19 protein-coding genes, 1 tRNA gene and 1 pseudogene are annotated in these 20,164 nt (G+C 48.0%); 18 read left to right on the top strand and 3 right to left on the bottom strand.

Annotated elements, in window-relative coordinates; genetic code table 11:
- The first annotated feature begins 345 nt into the window (after positions 1–345).
- From DESGI_RS09910 to dut, 3 genes and pseudogenes are all read left to right on the top strand, one after another.
- Entirely contained in the window at positions 346–1,653 is a 1,308-nt protein-coding gene (locus DESGI_RS09910; RefSeq protein ID WP_006521944.1) for an Ig-like domain-containing protein, read from the top strand.
- 156 nt (positions 1,654–1,809) lie between these two features.
- Positions 1,810–2,115 (top strand): hypothetical protein, encoded by a 306-nt coding sequence (locus DESGI_RS09905; RefSeq protein ID WP_006521943.1) that lies wholly within the window; start codon positions 1,810–1,812, stop codon positions 2,113–2,115.
- A 662-nt stretch (positions 2,116–2,777) separates the two neighbouring features.
- Positions 2,778–3,098: pseudogene (gene dut, locus DESGI_RS09895) on the top strand (dUTP diphosphatase); the annotation flags it as partial.
- On the opposite strand, the gene DESGI_RS24530 reads toward dut, so the two are convergent.
- Both DESGI_RS24530 and DESGI_RS24525 read right to left on the bottom strand, forming a co-directional pair.
- Complete coding sequence (locus tag DESGI_RS24530) at positions 3,084–3,236, bottom strand: hypothetical protein (protein WP_006521940.1); 153 nt, start codon at positions 3,234–3,236, stop codon at positions 3,084–3,086. The pseudogene dut and the gene DESGI_RS24530 overlap by 15 nt on opposite strands.
- 153 nt (positions 3,237–3,389) lie before the next feature.
- A tRNA-Sec gene (locus tag DESGI_RS24525) sits at positions 3,390–3,488 on the bottom strand.
- A 238-nt stretch (positions 3,489–3,726) separates the two neighbouring features.
- Here DESGI_RS24525 and DESGI_RS09890 point away from each other — a divergent pair.
- The 13 genes from DESGI_RS09890 to DESGI_RS09830 all read left to right on the top strand — a co-directional run bounded on the left by DESGI_RS09890 (position 3,727) and on the right by DESGI_RS09830 (position 16,529).
- Positions 3,727–4,689, top strand: coding sequence for a polyprenyl synthetase family protein (locus DESGI_RS09890; RefSeq protein ID WP_041285364.1), 963 nt, complete (start codon positions 3,727–3,729; stop codon positions 4,687–4,689).
- Positions 4,690–4,801: 112 nt separating this feature from the next.
- Positions 4,802–5,446: a precorrin-2 dehydrogenase/sirohydrochlorin ferrochelatase family protein gene (locus DESGI_RS09885; protein WP_006521938.1), complete on the top strand. Its 645-nt coding sequence runs from the start codon at positions 4,802–4,804 to the stop codon at positions 5,444–5,446.
- Positions 5,415–6,779, top strand: coding sequence for a glutamyl-tRNA reductase (gene hemA, locus DESGI_RS09880; protein ID WP_006521937.1), 1,365 nt, complete (start codon positions 5,415–5,417; stop codon positions 6,777–6,779). Before DESGI_RS09885 ends, hemA begins: the two co-directional genes overlap by 32 nt.
- Positions 6,780–6,897: 118 nt before the next feature.
- Positions 6,898–7,842, top strand: coding sequence for a hydroxymethylbilane synthase (gene hemC, locus DESGI_RS09875; protein WP_006521936.1), 945 nt, complete (start codon positions 6,898–6,900; stop codon positions 7,840–7,842).
- Positions 7,832–9,364: a uroporphyrinogen-III C-methyltransferase gene (cobA, locus tag DESGI_RS09870; protein WP_006521935.1), complete on the top strand. Its 1,533-nt coding sequence runs from the start codon at positions 7,832–7,834 to the stop codon at positions 9,362–9,364. The genes hemC and cobA overlap by 11 nt, the downstream gene beginning before the upstream one ends.
- A gap of 137 nt (positions 9,365–9,501) precedes the next feature.
- Positions 9,502–10,698 (top strand): putative heme d1 biosynthesis radical SAM protein NirJ1, encoded by a 1,197-nt coding sequence (gene nirJ1 / locus DESGI_RS09865; RefSeq protein ID WP_006521934.1) that lies wholly within the window; start codon positions 9,502–9,504, stop codon positions 10,696–10,698.
- A gap of 4 nt (positions 10,699–10,702) precedes the next feature.
- The gene (hemB, locus tag DESGI_RS09860) at positions 10,703–11,683 is read left to right on the top strand and encodes a porphobilinogen synthase (protein WP_006521933.1); all 981 of its coding nucleotides are present in this window, start codon (positions 10,703–10,705) and stop codon (positions 11,681–11,683) included.
- A gap of 16 nt (positions 11,684–11,699) precedes the next feature.
- Positions 11,700–12,692 carry a putative heme d1 biosynthesis radical SAM protein NirJ2 gene (gene nirJ2, locus DESGI_RS09855; RefSeq protein WP_006521932.1) on the top strand — a complete coding sequence of 331 codons (993 nt, stop codon included), beginning with the start codon at positions 11,700–11,702 and terminating at the stop codon, positions 12,690–12,692.
- A gap of 3 nt (positions 12,693–12,695) precedes the next feature.
- A complete protein-coding gene (gene ahbA, locus DESGI_RS09850) occupies positions 12,696–13,169 on the top strand; it encodes a siroheme decarboxylase subunit alpha (protein ID WP_006521931.1) in 474 nt (157 codons plus the stop codon).
- Positions 13,159–13,629: a siroheme decarboxylase subunit beta gene (gene ahbB, locus DESGI_RS09845; RefSeq protein ID WP_006521930.1), complete on the top strand. Its 471-nt coding sequence runs from the start codon at positions 13,159–13,161 to the stop codon at positions 13,627–13,629. The genes ahbA and ahbB overlap by 11 nt, the downstream gene beginning before the upstream one ends.
- A 40-nt stretch (positions 13,630–13,669) precedes the next feature.
- Complete coding sequence (gene hemL / locus DESGI_RS09840) at positions 13,670–14,965, top strand: glutamate-1-semialdehyde 2,1-aminomutase (RefSeq protein ID WP_006521929.1); 1,296 nt, start codon at positions 13,670–13,672, stop codon at positions 14,963–14,965.
- A gap of 386 nt (positions 14,966–15,351) precedes the next feature.
- Entirely contained in the window at positions 15,352–15,993 is a 642-nt protein-coding gene (locus tag DESGI_RS09835; RefSeq protein WP_006521928.1) for a redox-sensing transcriptional repressor Rex, read from the top strand.
- Between the two features lie 125 nt (positions 15,994–16,118).
- Positions 16,119–16,529 carry a secondary thiamine-phosphate synthase enzyme YjbQ gene (locus DESGI_RS09830; protein ID WP_006521927.1) on the top strand — a complete coding sequence of 137 codons (411 nt, stop codon included), beginning with the start codon at positions 16,119–16,121 and terminating at the stop codon, positions 16,527–16,529.
- Between the two features lie 31 nt (positions 16,530–16,560).
- Here the strand turns inward: DESGI_RS09830 and DESGI_RS09825 are convergent, their stop codons facing one another.
- Entirely contained in the window at positions 16,561–17,631 is a 1,071-nt protein-coding gene (locus DESGI_RS09825) for an AAA family ATPase (protein WP_006521926.1), read from the bottom strand.
- Positions 17,632–17,696: 65 nt separating this feature from the next.
- Between DESGI_RS09825 and DESGI_RS09820 the strand changes: the two genes are divergently transcribed.
- Together DESGI_RS09820 and DESGI_RS09815 are read left to right on the top strand one after the other, a co-directional pair.
- Positions 17,697–18,779 (top strand): hypothetical protein, encoded by a 1,083-nt coding sequence (locus DESGI_RS09820; RefSeq protein WP_006521925.1) that lies wholly within the window; start codon positions 17,697–17,699, stop codon positions 18,777–18,779.
- Positions 18,780–18,822: 43 nt separating this feature from the next.
- Positions 18,823–20,154, top strand: a complete 1,332-nt coding sequence (locus DESGI_RS09815; RefSeq protein ID WP_006521924.1) for a vWA domain-containing protein — start codon at positions 18,823–18,825, stop codon at positions 20,152–20,154.
- Positions 20,155–20,164 lie beyond the last annotated feature (10 nt).

Raw genomic sequence — 20,164 nt, 5'->3', positions numbered from 1 at the left:
AAATAAAATCCCAAATGTTCATTACTATTCCGCCAGTAACCCCTGCTAAGAATCCCCGTATAAACCTGTCCATGGATTAACTCCTATTATTAAAAGTAGCAACCTCATTTGTTTGAGAGTTTATATTATTTATTCCACCTCTTAACAAATAAATACATATAGCAAGTACACTGCAAAAAAAACCCGAAGGTTGGCTTTTAAAAAGGACATCTATAAAAAGAAGGTTTTTCCTATTTTAGATGGAATTCCTTAAAATCAACATTGTACATGGGGATATGTACAATTAATTTTCAATTTCATTATACTGTCATAATTTCACTGTCATAATTTCGGAGGTGTTTAGAAGTGATCAAAAAGTTAACTAATCTCGTTTTATTTGCTTCATGTTTGTTTATAACGTTAATAATACCTACTTATGCGTATTCCAGCGGCAGTCAGGGAGCAACAGAGATAACAGGAAGCGGTACGTACAGCGGCAGTTATAACGGCGGTGGTCAGACATCAACCGGGTCGGAGCTTAGGGATTACGCCAGATTGGCAGTCGTAACTCTCGAGTTCCTGGAGCCTTCCGGGTCTTCACCTAAAATAGACTTCACAATTAATAAAGGCAGTTCTATTACAGTTGGTGATAAGGTGCCCATAGAAGTTTTAATTACACCTGATGCAGCAGTAAGTAAAATAGAGTTTTTCGTGGATAATCATTTAAAGCAGGCCACCACAGCCAAAAGCTATATATGGGACACCAGTTATACTAGTCCAGGGGATCATGCTATTAAAATAATAGTAACTGATAAAAATGGTCAAATAATAGTATCAACACAAAGAATCACAGTATATAGACCATCAGCGCTACATGTAGCATTAATAATAAATAAAGGCAGCTCTATTTCAGTTGGCGATAAGGTTCCCATAGAAGCAACAATTACACCTGACGCAGCAGTAAGTAAAATAGAGTTTTTCGTGGATAATTATTTAAAGCAGGCTACCACGGCCAAAAGCTATACATGGGACACCAGTTATACTACTCCGGGAAATCATGTTATAAAAGTTAAGGTAACAGACCAAAATGGTGAAATAAAATTATCGACACAAGTAATCACAGTAAATAAACCATCGGCGCTGCGTGTAGCATTATCAATAAATAAAGGCAGCTCTATTTCAGTTGGCGATAAGGTTCCCATAGAAGCAACAATTACACCTGACGCAGCAGTAAGTAAAATAGAGTTTTTCGTGGATAATTATTTAAAGCAGGCTACTACGGCCAAAAGCTATACATGGGACACCAGTTATACTAGTCCGGGAAATCATGTTATAAAAGTTAAGGTAACAGACCAAAACGATCAAACAAAATTATCGTCTCAAACAATCACAGTAAATAAATCGTCGGCGCTGCGTGTAGCATTATCAATAAATAAAGGCAGCTCTATTTCAGTTGGCGATAAGGTTCCCATAGAAGCAACAATTACACCTGACGCAGCAGTAAGTAAGATAGAGTTTTTCGTGGATAATCATTTAAAGCAGGCTACCACAGCCAACAGCTATATATGGGACACCAGTTATACTAGCCCGGGAAATCATTTTATAAAAGTGAAAGCAACAGACCAAAATGGTCAAATTATAGTATCAACACAAACGATCGCTGTTAATAAATAGGTTATGAATCATAGCATTTAATTTGGCTGAATATCTTCTTTTCCTTGGGTGCGTAATGTAATATGCATACCATAAGTACAACAAAGAGTATAGTCGAGAGAATCGCTGGGTAGATCCACCAGTAGTCTTTTGAAAAACGGGAGGCAATATCAGAAAATGGATATTGCAGAGGTGAAACCGTGCTTAACCAAAGTAATTGAAGAAACCAAGGAATTAATAAAAACTTGGGGAATCGACGAAAACGTTTTTGATAAAGCCCGAATCGACTTCGAACGGTTACAAACTAAAGGAACCAAAGACAACAACAATAACGACAAAGTAAGGCCGCCAAAGAAAGTCGGGAAAAAGAAAAGCAATTCTATAAAATGGGTTTGTTCTGAATGTGGAACAATAATCCAGTCAACTGAAGAAGTAAACGTTATATGCGGTGATTGCGGGGCAACATTTGAGAAGGAAGAATAAACCGGGCCAAGAAAAGCGGCCCGGTTTTTATTACGAGTTTGTTTAAAATGCTAATTTGAGTTTAGTAGAACTCTTTATTCTTAAAGTATTTATAGTAAGTAAATGTAACTATTGAGAACCATGTTAAATATAGTAAATATGGTATAAATAACCTACCGACATTCCATTGAAAAATTCCAAGGTTCTGTAATATATTCGAGAAAATGGTGCTATATCCGGCTGCGACAATTGTATATATAATAATCCAAGGTTTTCTTTGGGGTAGGAAAAATAAATATAAAATAAAATAAAAAGTCCAAGCTAATAAAGGGAAAAATGGTATACCCATAAAAGCAAAGGGATAATAGTTCTTATATCCACCTACCCCTAGTAAATGAGTTGCGAAAATTATTATCCAAAAGTCGGTAATTGCACCATAAATAATTCCTAAAAATGATAGTCTGCGGATTTCGGGCCTGGGTACTACTGCAAGTACCATGATGCCTAAAGCCAATGTATAAATTATGTAAATGTGGTAAAATTTTAACTCCATTATCTCACCTCAATTTTTTTTATTCTTTTTCTTTTTTAAAAAATTATGCTGTGATATTTGCAAGTACAAAGAAAATTCGATAAACAAATAACCGGCTTGACTTCACGCAACCGACGAAGGTTTTCTTTTACCCGGAGAAACGGCGGTTATTGGAACCGGTTTGGCTTTTGAAATACCAGAGGGTTACGAAATTCAAGTTCGCCCGCGTTCCGGCTTGGCCGCCAAACATGGAATTACTGTTTTAAATGCACCGGGAACGGTTGACGCCGGTTATAGGGGCGAAGTTAAGGTTATTTTTCACAACGCTGGTTTTGGTGTTTTTGAAATTAAAAAAGGCGACCGAATAGCCCAAGACTTTTTAAACATGGTTGACCAAGCGGGATTTATTGAAGTTGAAGAATTGGCCGAATCTGAACGCGGTAAAGGCAGTTTTGGCTCAACCGGTTTTTAAAGCGGAAGGAAAGCGAGCGAAAAACAAGTTAATGTGAAAATCATAATCATTAATTGTAGTTTCTGAACGACCTTCAGCTTGTTTCATAAACAAGAAATCATTTAATATAACTTCCCACTTTTGCTTTTTCTTTGACATAATTTTCCCCTTTCTTTGTCTTCGGAAAAGGAGAAAACCAGTCAAGCTAAACGACTTTTAAATAGCACGACAGGTATTAACCTTTAAAAAAATTAATGGGAACCATTTCCAACGGTTCCCATAATCTTTGCCAACCGGCACTTTTAAAGGTTTTGGCGGGAGTGTGTGAGAATCGAACTCACCAGGGACGGGATCGCCGCCCCACGGACTGGTTTTGAAGACCAGGGGCACCACCAGGCACCATCCACCCCCATATTCATTTTTGCGACAATAATAATTATAACAAAGAAAAATTAATTAAACAAGCTTATCAATATACACTTCTCATTGATTTTAAGGGTAAAATATAATAATCTATTATAGTGGCTTAATGTGGTGTGATGCCAGCTTAAATACCGCAAAGAAGGAAAATTATACAACTTTGTCGAAGTGTTAAGCTTAGGTTTTCTATAGCCTTCTTTCACAATAAGTAGGTGAACATAAAATAATGATTTTTGATTTTTTCAGCGAAATAAAATATGAAATAAGCGTTGTGGAAGATGAGCTAAAAAAAGCCGTTCGTTCTTCCGATCCGCTATTGACGGAAACAGCTACACATTTAATCAGCGCGGGCGGTAAGCGCCTGCGGCCTGCTTTTTGCTTGCTGGGTGGTAAATTTTACAACTTCGATTTGGACAAGCTGGTCCCACTGGCTGTAGCCCTGGAGTTGATTCACATGGCTACACTGGTGCACGATGATGTGGTGGATTCGTCTTTAACCCGGAGGGGTATGCCCACTGTTAAAGCCCAATGGGGTAATCGTATATCCACCCACATTGGTGATTATCTGCTGGGCAAATCATTAATATTAATTTCACTTTATGATGAACCGTTAATTCCACGTGTACTTGCCAATACCAGCGTTAAAATGAGTGAAGGGGAAATACTTCAGATTACCACAACCCATGATACCAACCAGAATATCAAAGACTATTTTTATCGCATCAACCGGAAAACCGCCCTTTTAATTTCGGCCTCCTGCCAACTTGGGGCGGTAGCCTGCGGTGCCCCGCGGTATTTGCACCAATCACTGCGGCGTTTCGGCCACCACATTGGTATGGCTTTTCAAATCACCGATGATATTTTAGACATGACAGCTGAGCAAATCAAGCTGGGCAAGCCTGTAGGCGGTGATTTAAAGCAAGGTATTATTACCCTGCCAACCATTTATGCGCTCCGGAAAAGCAGCGCCCGGGACAGGCTGCGTGAAATTATTAATAAAACTGATAAAAGTGAACAGGAAATCAGCGAAGCCATCGACTTGATCACCCAGTGCGGTGGCATAACATATTCAGCCGCCATTGCGGGTCAATATATAGCTAAAGCTAAAAAAGAACTAGCCAGGTTACCTGAGGTACCCGTTAAAAAGACCATGCAAACCATTGCCGATTTTATTGGCATTAGAAAGTTTTAACATTATTTGCCTCGGCAAAACATGACCGCATAAGGCATACTAAGTCTATTAATTCAGGTTATTAAAGACAAATGGGCAGTTAGAATTTAACAATGCAACCGGAGTGATTTATTTGGAGCTTTACCCCATATTTCTCAATCTTAAAGATAAAAAGTGTTTGGTGGTGGGCGGCGGTAAAGTGGCCGAGCGCAAGGTAAATGCCCTGGCCCGCTGCGGTGCTCAAATACTTGTAATTAGTCCCCGGTTAACCGCCGGTCTGCAGGATATGGTGAATCGTGGGCTGATTATGCACCGTCGAGGTTACTATCAAGCAAGCGATTTAGTCAACACTTTCCTGGTGATTAGTGCCACTGACGACGATGCCACAAACCACGCCGTGGCCGGGGATTGCATGAAAAATAATATAATGGTTAATGTAGTAGATGACCCGCCCCGCTGTAATTTTTTTGTACCCTCTGTGGTACACCGGGGCTCGCTTAAACTGGCCATTTCCACAGGAGGCAGCAGTCCCAAGCTGGCCAAGATAATACGCCAGAGGCTGGAGCACGAGTTCGGGCCGGCCTTTTCAGAATTTAATAAATTTCTGGGCATGGTACGCAAGCAGGTGCAGGAGCAAGTGCGGGATCCGGCCCGGCGGGAACAGATATTGAAGGATTTAGTGGACGAAACTACCTTTCTTATGGTCAAGCAGGGGGATTTAGAGAAAGCAAAGGAGCGGGTAAATAATGTCTGTCATATCGATCGGTGTCAACCATAAGACTGCTCCGGTGGAAATCAGGGAGAAACTTTCCTTTTCTGACAACTCGTTGCCGGAGGCCCTGGCCAAGCTGCTTGACCAGCCTGTGGTTCTGGGCTGCGTAATTATTTCCACCTGCAACCGGACTGAAATATACGCCCATGTCACCGATGCCGAAAGCGGCATCGAGACTATTAGGAGTTTTTTACAGCATAAGTCGGGCGTTGAAGCCGCCATGATTAAAAAATACACCTATGCTTTTACCCAGCATAATACTGCCCGTCACCTTTTTCGGGTAGCGGCTGGACTTGATTCCATGCTGTTGGGTGAAACCCAGATTCTAGGTCAGGTTAGAACTGCCTACCAACTGGCCCAAAAACACAACGCCACCGATAAGGTCATCAATACTTTATTTAAGCATGCCATCACGGTAGGCAAGAGGGCCCGTTCCGAAACGGGCATCGACCAGCATGCCGTTTCCATCAGCTATGCCGCGGTAGAACTGGCCAAGCAGATTTTTCACGACCTCACCGGCCGGTCAGTGCTGGTTATTGGGGCCGGTAAAATGAGTGAATTAACAGCCAAACACTTGGTGGCCAACGGCGTGTCGGGGGTCATCGTTTCCAACCGCTCTTATGACCGGGCCGAGTGCCTGGCCCGCCAGTTCGGCGGCCGGGCCGTTAAGTTCAATGAATTGCATCATTACCTGGAAGCGGCTGATATAGTAATCAGCTGCACCGCCGCAACCCATTACGTGGTTCGGGCCTCCGAAGTGCGTGGGGTGCTGGCCGAAAAAACAGGCAAAAAAATTATGATGATTGATATTGCGGTGCCCCGGGATATTGACCCGGCCGTAGGTAAACTGCCCGGTATTAAACTTTACGATATTGATGATTTACAGAACGTGGTAGACAGTAACCTCATGGAACGCAAACGGGCCGCTATCATGGCGGAAACAATTATTGAAGAAGTAGTCGAGGAGTTTGCCCGCTGGCAAGGGGTGCAGTATGTGATACCAACCATTACTACGCTGAAAAAACATGGCGAAGAAATAAAGCAGCGGGAACTGGCCAGGGCCCTGGGCAGGCTGGGTCAGATCTCCGAACATGATCGCAAGGTAATCGGATCAATGGCCAATACCATCGTTAATCAATTATTACACACACCCGTGACCAGGTTAAAAGAATACGCACTTACAGAGCAAGGCCCGGTTTTTCAAGAGGCTCTGGAAAAGTTATTCCGCCTTGAAGATTTGGGTGCGCCGGACAAGCGTACCGCCGCAGTTCAGGCGGCCAGAGCGGATGAACATGATCAGCAGTCGGAACTGGCAGTTCGGGCCTCTGGCCAGCATTAAATATAAAATAGACAGTACATGTATCGGGTGCGGGCGCAAACAGGGTCACACCCGAAATTTTTAAGACAAATATGGGTATCCTGTGCCATAAGGCAAATTGTTCGTATCGGAGGCCAAGATGGTAAACCAAGTAAATATCGGGTCCAGGGATAGTGACCTGGCTATGTGGCAGGCCCATTGGGTGGCGGACGCGCTGCGGCAGGCCCATCCGGATCGTAGTTTTCATATACGTGGCATGAAAACCAAGGGCGACAACATTTTGGATGTGGCATTGGCTAAAATTGGCGACAAAGGACTTTTCACCAAAGAGCTTGAATTAGCCTTACTAAACGGGGAAATCAACATGGCTGTGCACAGCATGAAAGACCTGCCTACAACACTGCCTGACGGGCTGTCCATTGGGGCGGTTTGTCAGAGGGAATACCCCGGCGATGTTTTAATATCAAGGGACGACATCCAATTGGCGGATTTAAAAAAAGGTGCCCGCATCGGCACCAGCAGTTTAAGGCGCCGCGCCCAGTTGCTGCACTACCGTCCTGATCTGCAAATGGTGGATATACGCGGCAACTTAAACACCCGGCTGCGCAAATTCAAGGAACTGGAACTGGATGGCATTGTACTGGCCTATGCCGGTATTAAGCGCATGGGTTACGAAGAGATGATCACCCAGTTAATTCCCTTTGACATCTGCCTGCCAGCTGTGGGGCAGGGTTCAGTCGGTGTGGAAATTAACAGCAGCGACCTCGCTACACGGGATATTTTAGCTTCCCTTGATCACGAAACGTCCCGGTCGGCTATTGAAGCTGAAAGGGCTTTTATGAAAAGGCTGGAAGGCGGCTGCCAGGTGCCCATCGGTGCTTACGGCCAGGTACAGGGTGATGTGCTAAACCTGGAGGGAGCGGTGATTAATTTGCACGGCCAAATAGCCCTGCGCCACAACGTGACGGGGCCGGTGTTAGATGCCCGGCAGTTGGGCATCCAGTTGGCGGAAGTACTGATTGACCGCGGTGCGGAAAAAATATTACAGCAAGCAAGACAGGAGTTTGGTTTCCATGACAAATAATAAGGGAACGGTGTATCTTATCGGTGCCGGGCCTGGCGACCCGGGACTGCTTACTGTTAAGGGATTGGAATGCATCAGGCAGGCCGACGTGATTGTTTATGACCGTCTGGCCGGGCCTCGACTACTGGATCAGCGCCGGGCGGACGCGGAATGTATCTTTGTGGGCAAACAACCTGACCGGCATACCCTGACCCAGGAGGAAATAAATCAGCTGCTGGTGGAAAAGGCATTACAGGGATTGACCGTGGCCAGGTTAAAGGGAGGAGACCCCTTTGTCTTTGGACGTGGCGGCGAGGAGGCCGAAGAGTTAGTACGTCATGATATCCCCTTTGAAATAATACCCGGCATCACTTCGGCCATTGCTGTACCGGCCTACGCCGGCATACCCGTGACCCACCGGGACTTTACTTCTACCTTGGCCATTATCACAGGCAATGAAGACCCTACTAAAGAAACATCCAGCATCCAGTGGTCCAAGATTGCCACAGGAGTAGGCACTTTAATATTCTTAATGGGCATGGGCAATTTACCGGGTATTGCACAAAAACTTATGGAGCACGGCAGAGACCCTCAAACCCCCGTGGCGCTTATCCGCTGGGGCACTCGCCCGGAACAAACAACGCTGGTGGGCAGCCTCGATAATATTGCCCGTCTGGCGAAAGAGCAGGGCTTTAAAAACCCGGCCATCATCATCGTAGGTGAAGTAGTGCAGCTGCGGGATAAATTGAAATGGTTTGAGAATAAACCCCTCTTCGGCAAAAGAGTACTGGTTACCCGCTCCCGGGAACAGGCCAGTAACCTGTCCCGGGCCATTGAAATGCTGGGCGGCGAGCCAGTGGAGTTTCCCACTATAGCCATCGCCGCGCCTGAGGATAATACACCCCTGGAAAACGCACTGGCTCGCCTGGATGAATACAGCTGGGTAATTTTTACCAGTGTAAATGGGGTAAACTATTTCTTTGATACACTGCGCCGGCTAAACGGTGATATCCGAGATTTGAAAGGTTTGAAATTATGTGCCATCGGTCCTCAAACCGGTAAAGCATTGCAAAGATTTGCCCTGCGGGTGACCTACATACCCACGGAATACCGGGCTGAGGCTATCATTGAAGGACTACGGAACAAGATATCGACCGGCGACCGGGTACTGCTGCCCAGGGCCGATATTGCCAGGAAAATACTGCCTGAAGCATTGTCCCGCCTGGGTGCCAGGGTGGATGAAGTCACCGCCTACCGCACTGTGCTGGGAGCCGGCAGCGCGGGGACTGTTCGGGATATGTTGGGCAATGGGGCCATAGATATAATCACCTTCACCAGTTCATCAACAGTGCGCAATTTTGTCACTCTGCTGGAAGCAGCGGACCCTGCCCGGCTGGTTGGCAATGCCCTGGTGGCCTGCATCGGACCCATCACCGCCGGCACGGCCCGGGAACTGGGCCTTCCGGTACATATTGAGGCAAAGGAATATACCATCAATGGGCTATTGCAAGCTATATTAAATTATTTCGTTTCCACAAGCTAAAACCAATACCGTGTAATAAACATTGCCTAGCACTCAACTGTCACCTACCAGGCTTTTCAGACCGGCATTTGAGTTTATAATATCTAAAAGGGCAAACCCGAAGGTACATTAAGCCGACCCTTACAGAGGAGAAAATTATGATCAGCGTAAGCAGATTGCTTTGCGGAGCAAAATATTACGGAGATTCACTGCGCTACAAACAAGATGCAGGCTGCCAGCGGGATGGCACAACGGCCGGGCATGGACCAGTGGTGGTCTGGAATACAACCCGTACCTGCAATTTAAGATGCCTGCACTGTTATTCCAACTCCGACGACCGCGTTTATGAGAATGAGCTCAGCACCATAGAAGCTAAAAAATTCATTGATGATCTGGCATCCTTTAATGTGCCTGTAATTCTTTTTTCCGGGGGTGAGCCTCTACTACGCCGGGACTTTTTTGAACTGGCTGATTACGCCCGCAGCAAAAACATCCGCTGTACCCTTTCCACCAACGGTACATTAATCACCCCTGAGGTGGCCGGCCAAATTAAAGAGGTGGGGATCAGCTACGTTGGGATCAGCCTGGACGGCATTGGTGACAGCAACGACCGCTTCCGGGGACGAAAAGGAGCATTTGATGCTGCATTAAGCGGTATCCGTGCCTGCCGGTCCATCGGACAGAGAGTGGGATTACGCTTTACCATTAACCGCCATAACCTTGACCAGCTGCCGGCTATATTTAATTTAATTGAGGACGAGGATATACCCCGGGTATGTTTTTATCACCTGGTGTACAGCGGCCGGGGCAGCAAAATGCTCCATGAAGATGTGAGCCACAACCAAACCAGGCAGGCCATGGATTTGATCATGGAACGTACAATAGACTACCACCGCCGTGGTTTGGATAAGGAAATACTTACGGTGGACAACCACGCCGACGGCGTCTATATTTACTTAACTTTACAAAATACAGACCCGGACCGGGCTGAGCGAGCCAGACAGCTTCTGACAGCCAATGGCGGCAACCGCTCGGGCATTGCAATCGGAGCAGTGGACTGGTTTGGCAATATCTATCCCGATCAATTCACACGCCAGCACCTGCTGGGTAATGTCCGGGAAAAATCCTTCAGGGAAATCTGGCAAAATCCAGGCCACCCTATCATGCATGGTCTCAAGGAACGTAAGCCACTGCTCAAAGGACGCTGCGCCAACTGCCGCTGGCTTAATATGTGCAATGGTAATTTCAGAACCCGGGCCGAGGCGGTATACGGCGATTTTTGGGCTCCCGACCCCGCCTGCTACCTCACGGATGAGGAAACCGGCACTGCCGGCCGGGCATATGACAGGAGGTAATACTATGTATTATCCAGTCGCGAGACCGCGCCGCCTGCGCTCCAGCGCCAATATGCGGCGTCTGGTCAGGGAAAACCACCTGCGGGTGGATGATTTGATTTATCCTATTTTTGTTACCGGCGGACGGGATGTGCAAAAGCCGGTGAAGTCCATGCCCGGTGTATATAATTTATCCATCGACCGGCTGCTGGCCGAGGTGTCTTTAGTGCAGGATTTGGGCATTCCGGGGATACTTCTGTTCGGCATTCCGGACAACAAGGATGCTGTGGGCAGCGGTGCTTACGCTGCTAACGGTATTATCCAACAGGCAGTGCGGGCGATTAAAGATAAGTTCCCCGAGCTATTGGTCATTACAGACGTTTGTCTGTGCGAATACACCGACCACGGCCACTGTGGCATTGTACATGAGGGTAAAGTTTTAAACGACCCCACCTTGGAGCTGCTGGCCCGTACCGCTGTTTCCCATGCCCAAAGCGGCGCGGACATTGTGGCGCCATCCGATATGATGGACGGGAGGGTGAAGGCCATCAGGGAGGCGCTGGATGAGCGGGGATTTGCGAATATTCCCATCATGTCTTACAGTGTTAAATACGCTTCAGCCTTTTACGGTCCGTTTCGGGAAGCAGCCGGCTCAGCCCCGCAGTTCGGCGACCGCAAAACATACCAGATGGACCCGCCCAACATCAGGGAGGCTCTGCGTGAGGCAGAGCAAGATATCGCCGAGGGCGCCGATATGATTATCGTTAAGCCCGCCATGGCTTATATGGATGTTATCGCTGCAGTGCGGAGGAATTTTGATGGCCCGCTGGCGGCCTACAACGTCAGCGGCGAATACTCAATGATTAAAGCCGCCGCAAGCCTGGGCTGGATTGATGAGCGTCAAACCACCCTGGAGCTGCTGACCGGTCTAAAAAGGGCTGGTGCAAATATTATCATTACTTACCATGCCCCGGACGTGGCACACTGGTTAAACGAGGATATATAGAAAGGAACGGAGCAGCATGCTGGTATCATGGAACACCACCAACGCCTGTAACCTGTACTGCAAGCACTGCTACCGGGATTCAGGAGCCCGGGCGGAGGAAGAGCTTGACACCTCAGGAGGTAAAAAGCTGATTAACGAAATAGCCAGGGCCGGCTTTAAAATAATGATTTTTAGCGGCGGAGAGCCGCTCATGCGGGACGATATCTATGAACTGATCCGATACGCCGCAGGCACCGGGCTGCGCCCCGTGCTGGGGTCTAATGGCACATTGATCACACCAGAAGCTGCCGCCAGGCTAAAAGATGCGGGCGCCATGGCGGTGGGCATCAGCCTGGACAGCACAGATCCGGCCAGGCATGATGAATTCAGGGCCTCGGCAGGTGCCTGGCAGGGAGCAGTGGATGGCATGCGGTCCTGCCGGGAGGCTGGGCTGCCCTTTCAGGTGCACACCACAGTGCTGGAGTGGAATAGCGGCGAAATCGAAGATCTAACCGATCTGTCCGTCAGCCTGGGTGCCCGTGGACATCATATTTTCTTTATGGTGCCTACCGGCCGGGCGGTAAATATTGAAACCGAAACACTACGTGCCGAACAGTACGAACAACTGCTGCAGCGGATCATGATCAAGCAAAGTCAGGTAGATATAGAGCTCAAACCTACTTGCGCCCCCCAGTTCATGCGCATCGCCCGCCAAATGGGTGTTGATATGCGTTTCAGCCGCGGGTGCCTGGCCGGTACGGCCTACTGTATCATCAGCCCCCGGGGTGATGTACAGCCCTGTGCTTATCTTAATATACCCCTGGGCAATGTGCGCCAGGTACCCTTCGATGACATTTGGCGCAACAATGAAGTGTTACAAAAACTGCGCACCATGGAATACAGCGGTGGCTGCGGCACCTGCCAATATAAAAAAATCTGCGGCGGTTGTCGGGCAAGGGCTTATTATTACCACGGCGATTACATGGCTGAAGAACCCTGGTGCCTTTATCATGGAAGAAAGGGATACTAACCCATGAGTTTTGATCAAACCGACAAGCAACTTCTGCAGATTATTCAGTCCAACTTCCCAGTAACCCAGCGCCCTTACGAAGCTATTGGCAAGCAGCTGGGAATCAGCGAGCAGGAAGTGCTGGACCGGATAAAAAGATTGCAGCAAACCGGTATTATCAGGCGGCTGGGCGGGCTGTTTGATTCCCGTAAAATTGGCTATACAGGCACCCTTTCTGCCTTACGGGTGCCCGAAGCAGACGTTGACCGGGTATCCCAAATAATCAACAGTTATCCGGGCGTCACCCATAACTACCTGCGCAACCATCATTACAATATGTGGTTTACTTTGCTGGCCCAGTCAGAACAGCAAATCAATAGTATTTTAAATGAAATAAAACAAAAAACCGGCCTGGAGGATTTATTAAACCTGCCGGCCATCAATATTTTTAAAGTGCGCGTCAACTTCAACCTTTCCGAGGTGCGGCATGCTGACTGAACTGGAAAAACAAATCGTCAGGGAATTGCAAAAGGGACTGCCCCTGGTGAGCAGACCTTATCTGGATATAGCCCGGAGGATTGGTCTGACAGAAAATGAATTAATGAATAAAATTAATGAAATGATAAGTAATGGTATTATTCGACGCTTTGGGGCGGCTGTGCGCCACCAGAAGCTTGGATACACAGCTAATGCTATGGTGGTTTGGGATGTGCCCGAAGACCGGGTGGAAACTACAGGCCGGCAGCTGGCCGGGTTCCCCGAAGTGACCCATTGTTACCAGCGCCCTCGGCGGCCCGGCTGGCCATACACGTTATTCACAGTTATACACGGGCATACCCGGGAACAGTGTGAGCAACTGGCCGCTGCTATGGCAGCAAAAATAGGTTTAACTAACTATATGCTGCTATTTAGCACCACCGAGCTCAAAAAGAGCAGCATGCAGTATTTCATTGATTAGGTGCTGGATTTGGCTACGAATTTTATAAGGCGGTGATCCCATGCATAATGGATTTAACAAATCAGCGCAGTTATATAAAGAGGCTGCCGGATATATCCCCGGCGGCGTAAACAGCCCGGTGCGGGCATTTAAATCGGTGGGGGGTACGCCGGTATTTATAGCCAAAGGGGAAGGGGCTGTGCTTACCGACGTAGACGGCAATACATATATCGATTACGTAGGCTCCTGGGGGCCGCTGATTCTCGGTCACCGGCACCCCGAGGTTGTTAAAGCACTGCAGAACTGTCTGGAAATAGGAACCAGTTTCGGTGCCCCAACCGAGCTGGAAACCGTACTGGCTAAAATGATTATTGAGGCCCTGCCGGCCATGGACATGGTCAGGCTGGTGAACTCGGGCACCGAGGCCACCATGAGTGCCATCAGACTGGCCCGGGGTTACACCAAACGCAATAAAATTGTCAAGTTTGCCGGCTGCTACCACGGTCACGCCGATTTCCTGTTAATTAAGGCGGGGTCCGGTGCCCTTTCACTGGGTGTACCCACCAGTCCGGGGGTTCCAGCCAGCACAGCCGAACATACCATTAACGCACCCTTTAACGACCTGGCAACCTTGCAAGAGATTTTTAGCCAGGCGGGTGAAGATATCGCCGCAGTGATCGTGGAGCCGGTGCCCGGCAATATGGGCGTAATTCCCCCGGCACCGGGCTTTCTGGCGGGCTTGCGCCGTCTGACCGAACAATACGGCGCACTGTTAATCATCGATGAGGTAATGACTGGCTTTCGGGTGGCCTACGGCGGCGCCCAGGTGCTGTATGACGTGAAGCCCGACCTAACCTGCCTGGGCAAAATAATCGGTGGCGGGTTGCCCGTGGGTGCCTATGGCGGCAAAAGGGAAATCATGTCTTCGGTGGCCCCGGCGGGACCGGTCTACCAGGCTGGTACCCTGTCAGGCAACCCGCTGGCGGTGACGGCGGGTATCGCCACATTGCAGCTGCTGCGCCAGCCTGGCGTTTATGATACACTGGAACAAAAGTCCCTCCGTTTGGAGCAGGGTCTGCGACAAGCTGCCGCGGACGCGGGACTGGAGCTTATTTTTAATCGGGTTGCTTCCATGCTTTGCACCTTCTTTACCAGTGAGCCCGTAACCGATTTTACATCGGCATCCAAATCCGATACCGAACAGTTTGCCAAATTCTTTACGGGCATGCTGCAAAAAGGTGTTTACCTGGCACCATCCCAGTTTGAAGCTGCCTTTATGTCCCTGGCCCATACCGATGAGCAGATTGACCAAACCATCGAAGCAGCCTGCAGCGTGTTTAAGGAGATTAAAAGATAATCCCCAAGATAAAAACTGCTGGTTTACCAGGTTGCGGCGCCTGGTTTAATTCATATTTCAAAAGCCCGTGGCTTACAGCGGCACTGTCTGGGATAACCTGACCGTGCCGTTTAGTATTGCCCGAGGTGAAAATTTTCCCCGTTCAACTCCCAAAAATTAATGTTAAACCCCAAAGAATGCCCGTTGAAGCAGCAGGCATTTGCATCTAAGGGCGCTCATGATATATAATATCTATACCATGTGAATTTTATAACATGCGATGGAAATTAATGTATTTTTAACAGCACTACAGCTTTTAACAGAGTTTGTACCAGGGAAAAAACGCTTGAGCTACCCAGTCTTAGTGCTGTATATAGAAAACAAAGAGAGTGCAGGAGGTGATATGATTGAAAACTTTGCGGGTTCCAGAAGCAACCGTAACCAGGCTGTCCATTTACTCCAGATTTCTAGAAAGGTTGGACAGAAACGGCATTACCACAGTTTCATCGGGTGAGATAGCCGAGGGAGTAGGGGTAAGCCCAGCTCAGGTACGTAAAGATCTGGCCTATTTCGGTGAATTTGGCACCAGAGGCGTAGGTTACAATGTCAAAGACCTGTTGAAATATACTCTAAAAATTCTCGGCCTGGATCAAGAGTGGGCACTGGCCATCGTGGGAGCGGGTAACCTGGGCTTTGCACTGTGCACATACCGGGGATTCAACGTGCGGGGCTTTCATATTGTGGGCGTTTTTGACAATGATCCCACCAGGATAGGTAAAAGAATCGGCGATCTGGTGGTTCAGCCATTGACGTTATTCCCTGAGATTGCTCAAAAAGAAAATATCCGTATCGGTGTAATAGCTGTTCCCACCAGCGCGGCCCAGGAAGTAGCTGATATGATGGTTAAAAACGGCGTAGAGGCTGTTTTAAACTTTGCACCGGTGGCCATAAACGTACCCGATGAAATTGAAATGCGCAATGTGGATTTATCCGTCAAGTTGGAAATATTAACTTTCAACCTGGGCTTTAGAAATGCCCAGAGTCTTTAACCCTAATTACGCTTTGACCGGACACCCGGGTATGGAAAAGATCATATAGGTTCCGGCCACAAGGCACTTATTATGCAACAAACCTGCCCTTACAGGCAGGTTATTTCTTTACGGAGGTGAAAGATATGTCTAAACTGCATACGCTGGAAGTCAAATCTACCGGGCGGGAACAGTTTATCGACCTGACCACCGAAATAGGTATATTGATCAATAAAAGCAACATATCCGAAGGGTTTTGCCAGATTTACGCGCCTCATACCACCGCAGGTATAACCATCAATGAAGGGCATGACCCTAGCGTTGTGAACGACATATTGATGCAGCTAAATAAACTGGTGCCCCATAGCGGCGGCTATACCCACCAGGAAGGGAACTCAGACGCTCACATTAAAGCATTTCTGGCCGGTGCGGGGAAAACCGTGCTGGTCACCGGAGGCAAACTGTTGCTGGGCACTTGGCAGCGCATATTTTTCTGCGAATTTGACGGCCCCCGCCGGCGCAAAGTATTTATTAAAATTACCGGCGATCTCCCTTAAGAAAACTACATCCAAACGCGCAAAAACGCAGTTAAAAGTCAAATCTGGCCGCCACGGGGTCATCATATGCCTGGCCGGGTCCACCCTTACCTTGAGCGGTTGTTCCCGGCGCCCCCCCGGCGCTGTTGATCCTGCCTGCATTATTGGGAGCGGCATTTTCGGCGGCACTGATGCCGCCCGGCTTCGGCTGTTTATCATGCCCGGATAAGTAAGTGCCGCCCGCAGCAGACCCGGAGTCCGTTACAGAGGACAGGAGACTGCCTGCCTGACGGTCGGACTGTTCTATGTCCTCTTCATATTTCAGCAACACATTTAAAGTATGCCGCACCATCTGTTCATCTAAACTGTCCCGGCCTAAGAGCAGCAGCGTCCTGGCCCAGTCAATGGTCTCGGTTATGCTGGGAGATTTTTTTAATTTCATTTTCCGTAACCGCTGCACAAAAGCAGTAATTTGCCCCGCCAGATGGTGGGGTAGTCCCGGCACTTTTAAATCTAAAATGGTTTCCTCCCGGGCAGCATCGGGGTAAGTCAAATAAAGATATAAACATCTGCGCTTTAAGGCATCCCCTAATTCCCGGGTACTGTTGCTGGTAATCACTACATAAGGCTTATGCATCGCTCTGATTAAACCCAACTCCGGAATACTAACCTGAAATTCGGACAAAGCCTCAAGCAGGAAGCTTTCCAGCTCCTCTTCACTTTTATCTATCTCGTCCACCAGCAAAACCACCGGTCTGGTTGCCCGAAATGCTTTGAGTAAAGGCCTTTCCAATAGAAAGTCTTGGGAGTAAACATCGCATTCGCTGCCCTGCATTTGGATATGCAGCAGTTGCTTTTGATAGTTCCATTCATAAATGGTTTTACATTCATCCAGTCCGGGATAGCACTGTAATCTAATCAATTCCGTTTGCCTGGCCGCAGCCATAGCACCGGCCAGACCGGTTTTGCCCACCCCTGCCGGACCCTCAATCAGCAACGGTTTTTCCAGATTACCGGCCAGAAAAACTGTGGTGGCAATCCTCCGGTCGACAATATATTTTTGAGCCAACAGGCCATCCATGACACTTTCTACACTTTTAAAAAAACCATCAGCCCTATTCATAAATACTCCTCAGATGATAAAATATTTTTAAAAACCACCCAGATACGCCAGTGGGGGAGGTAATCATGTTAATTGAAATTTTTACTAAACAGCTTAATAAAAAGAACATAATTTTAACGCTGCTAGCCACAGAACCGCATTTAAATTCTACAGGAGAGAAAATAACCGTACCAGGACTGGTTCTACATATTACCGCTAATTACCTGCTGTTTAACATTAGTTCTCCGGCCTGGGCCGAACGGATAGTTCCGCTTTTGTTTTCCATAAAACCCATCAACGCCTCGGGCCAGCTATATGAACCCGTCTCGGACATGAAAATCATTGTTACAGCCAAAAGCTTTGAGCCGACCTCGATACTTCCTTATTTACACGAGCTCAGTCATTTGGACCTGGAGCGCGGTGAACTACTGGGGGTAAGGCTTGTGGAATGGCGTTCCCGGGATGTGGCGGTGGTGGCAGGTGCCGAAACCGCCGTGCAGGGTGGCATCATCACTGCACGAATTAAATTTAACCCACATTTCAGGGATAGCCAGTACAACTGCCAGGCCTGCATTGACCAAGTGTCCATTGGCGAGCTGCTAAAACCCCTCAGCCCCGAGTTTGCCAGAACGCCTCTGCAGCCACGGATAACCGGCCCGGTAATCCAGGCCCGGCTATCCGCGAACTGCTCCAAGTGGGCGGAATTTATTAACCGGCAGTCCGTCCCGGTCATTTACCAGCAGGCTGCTGACTTGTACCTGGTTGATTATGGCGAAGCAGGACAGCTTATTTTTAAACAAAAACCCGACCGGCGTGAAATACTGTGCAGTATCGAATTAACCAACCCCCAAATAATCAGTGCTGACTTTATAGATATGCTGCATAATTTACTGGGCGTCGGAGAGTTAACCATACTACACACAGCAGAAAACATTCTGCTGCCCCCGGAACAGCTGATGTATAATCTATCATTTCATAAAGAACCGGACTTTTATTCCTTCACCGTATCCAAGGGTTGTTTCACCGGGATGTATGATATTAAAAAGTTAACCTTAACCCTTAGCGGCAGTGTAGAAATAAACAAGGAAGGGGTGCCCCCGGACACCATACAACATATCCACACCAAAATGGCTGAATATATGTATAAAGTACTTGAGCATGCTGTTTGAATAGATAAATTTGCTGTGTTATGCGAAAGGTCAGGTATAAAATATGTACGCCAGCATAATCGAGGCAGTGAATCATTTAAGAAAGGCCGGCCTGCCCATTTCACCCGGGGAATTGCTAGATTTTTGCCGGGCCATGCAAATAATCGAGCTGCGCGGAGAAGATGCCTTAACCGCCGCACTATGTACCCTGGCAAAAGATAAACACGCCGGAGATACCCTGGCTGCTGCCATCGCAGATTATCTGCATGCTAAAGCAGCTGATGATCATCTGATTATTCCCCCGGCCATCAATATCCGGGCGGCAGTTGCCAACCAGCCCCGGCTAAAAGATCAGGAATTCCTTAACCGACTGCAAAATATAAAGGACAGCATCCGCCACGAAATAATGTTACTCAATGAAGCAAACATACCCCGCAACTCCGGTACCGGTCCCGGACCAAACTGCAGCGGCGGTGGCGGTAAAACCATTGATAAACAGCGCAGCACATTTGCAAATGCCCGGTGTAACGGAACAGGGGTGCTTTCGGCTAATAACGGACTCAACCGTCAGCCTGACAATGCCCAACATAAGGCCATAAACAACCGGCAGGGGAAACCGCAAAAAAAGGCTTATCCACCCGGACCCACCAACTTGCAGCAGCTGGACCTGGCCCAGGCTGATGGCGAGCAATTAGCCGAAATAAATAAAATACTTACCAGTATCGGACGCCGGCTGGCCGCCTACAAAGGATACCGAAAGAAACCCTCAACATCCGGCATTGTCGATATGCGCCGCACTGTGCGGCAAGCTTCCGCCCGGGGCGGCCTACCACTGGTGCTGAAAAAAATGCAGCGTGTGCCCGGTAAACCCCGCATTTGCACCATGTGTGATCTTTCCGGCTCCATGGCACCATACAGTGTTTTTTTTCTACAGCTGCTGGTCAGCCTGCAGCACAAGTTCTCTAAGATGAAGTCCTTTGCCTTTGTAGACCGTATCGCCGAGGTGACTGACTTGGCCGTCACCACCGGACAAGCATGGAACATTGCGGCCAGAACAATTTTAAGGGAGGCCCGGATATCAAATACCGGGTTTAGCAATTACGGGCTGGTATGGGAACAATTTAACCAGGATTTTCTCCATACATTAACCCCCCAAACTACATTGATTATACTGGGTGATGCCCGTAACAACTGGCAGCCCGACGGTATTGAATACTTAAGCAGTATTACCAGCCGGTGCCGCAGGACCATTTGGCTTAACCCTTTGCCCCGGGTCAGCTGGTCAAAAAATGATTGCGTTATGGAAACCTATGTACCTTTTTGCTCATTGGTACTAGAATGCCGCAACGTGCTTCAGCTATCCCAGGCTATAAGAGAAATAATTTCCATGCAATAAAGGACAACAA

Source organism: Desulfoscipio gibsoniae DSM 7213, assembly GCF_000233715.2.
In the GTDB taxonomy this organism is placed as follows: domain Bacteria; phylum Bacillota; class Desulfotomaculia; order Desulfotomaculales; family Desulfallaceae; genus Sporotomaculum; species Sporotomaculum gibsoniae.
This window is presented reverse-complemented; position numbering and strand designations above follow the sequence as displayed.

Coding starts and splice junctions, on each gene's coding strand:
- nirJ1 (WP_006521934.1), top strand. CDS start 9,502: ATGATCAGCGTAAGCAGATTGCTTTGCGGAGCAAAATATTACGGAGAT.
- nirJ2 (WP_006521932.1), top strand. CDS start 11,700: ATGCTGGTATCATGGAACACCACCAACGCCTGTAACCTGTACTGCAAG.
- hemB (WP_006521933.1), top strand. CDS start 10,703: ATGTATTATCCAGTCGCGAGACCGCGCCGCCTGCGCTCCAGCGCCAAT.
- DESGI_RS09905 (WP_006521943.1), top strand. CDS start 1,810: ATGGATATTGCAGAGGTGAAACCGTGCTTAACCAAAGTAATTGAAGAA.
- ahbB (WP_006521930.1), top strand. CDS start 13,159: ATGCTGACTGAACTGGAAAAACAAATCGTCAGGGAATTGCAAAAGGGA.
- DESGI_RS09830 (WP_006521927.1), top strand. CDS start 16,119: ATGTCTAAACTGCATACGCTGGAAGTCAAATCTACCGGGCGGGAACAG.
- DESGI_RS09820 (WP_006521925.1), top strand. CDS start 17,697: ATGTTAATTGAAATTTTTACTAAACAGCTTAATAAAAAGAACATAATT.
- hemC (WP_006521936.1), top strand. CDS start 6,898: ATGGTAAACCAAGTAAATATCGGGTCCAGGGATAGTGACCTGGCTATG.
- hemA (WP_006521937.1), top strand. CDS start 5,415: ATGTCTGTCATATCGATCGGTGTCAACCATAAGACTGCTCCGGTGGAA.
- DESGI_RS09815 (WP_006521924.1), top strand. CDS start 18,823: ATGTACGCCAGCATAATCGAGGCAGTGAATCATTTAAGAAAGGCCGGC.
- cobA (WP_006521935.1), top strand. CDS start 7,832: ATGACAAATAATAAGGGAACGGTGTATCTTATCGGTGCCGGGCCTGGC.
- DESGI_RS24530 (WP_006521940.1), bottom strand. CDS start 3,236: ATGTCAAAGAAAAAGCAAAAGTGGGAAGTTATATTAAATGATTTCTTG.
- ahbA (WP_006521931.1), top strand. CDS start 12,696: ATGAGTTTTGATCAAACCGACAAGCAACTTCTGCAGATTATTCAGTCC.
- DESGI_RS09825 (WP_006521926.1), bottom strand. CDS start 17,631: ATGAATAGGGCTGATGGTTTTTTTAAAAGTGTAGAAAGTGTCATGGAT.
- hemL (WP_006521929.1), top strand. CDS start 13,670: ATGCATAATGGATTTAACAAATCAGCGCAGTTATATAAAGAGGCTGCC.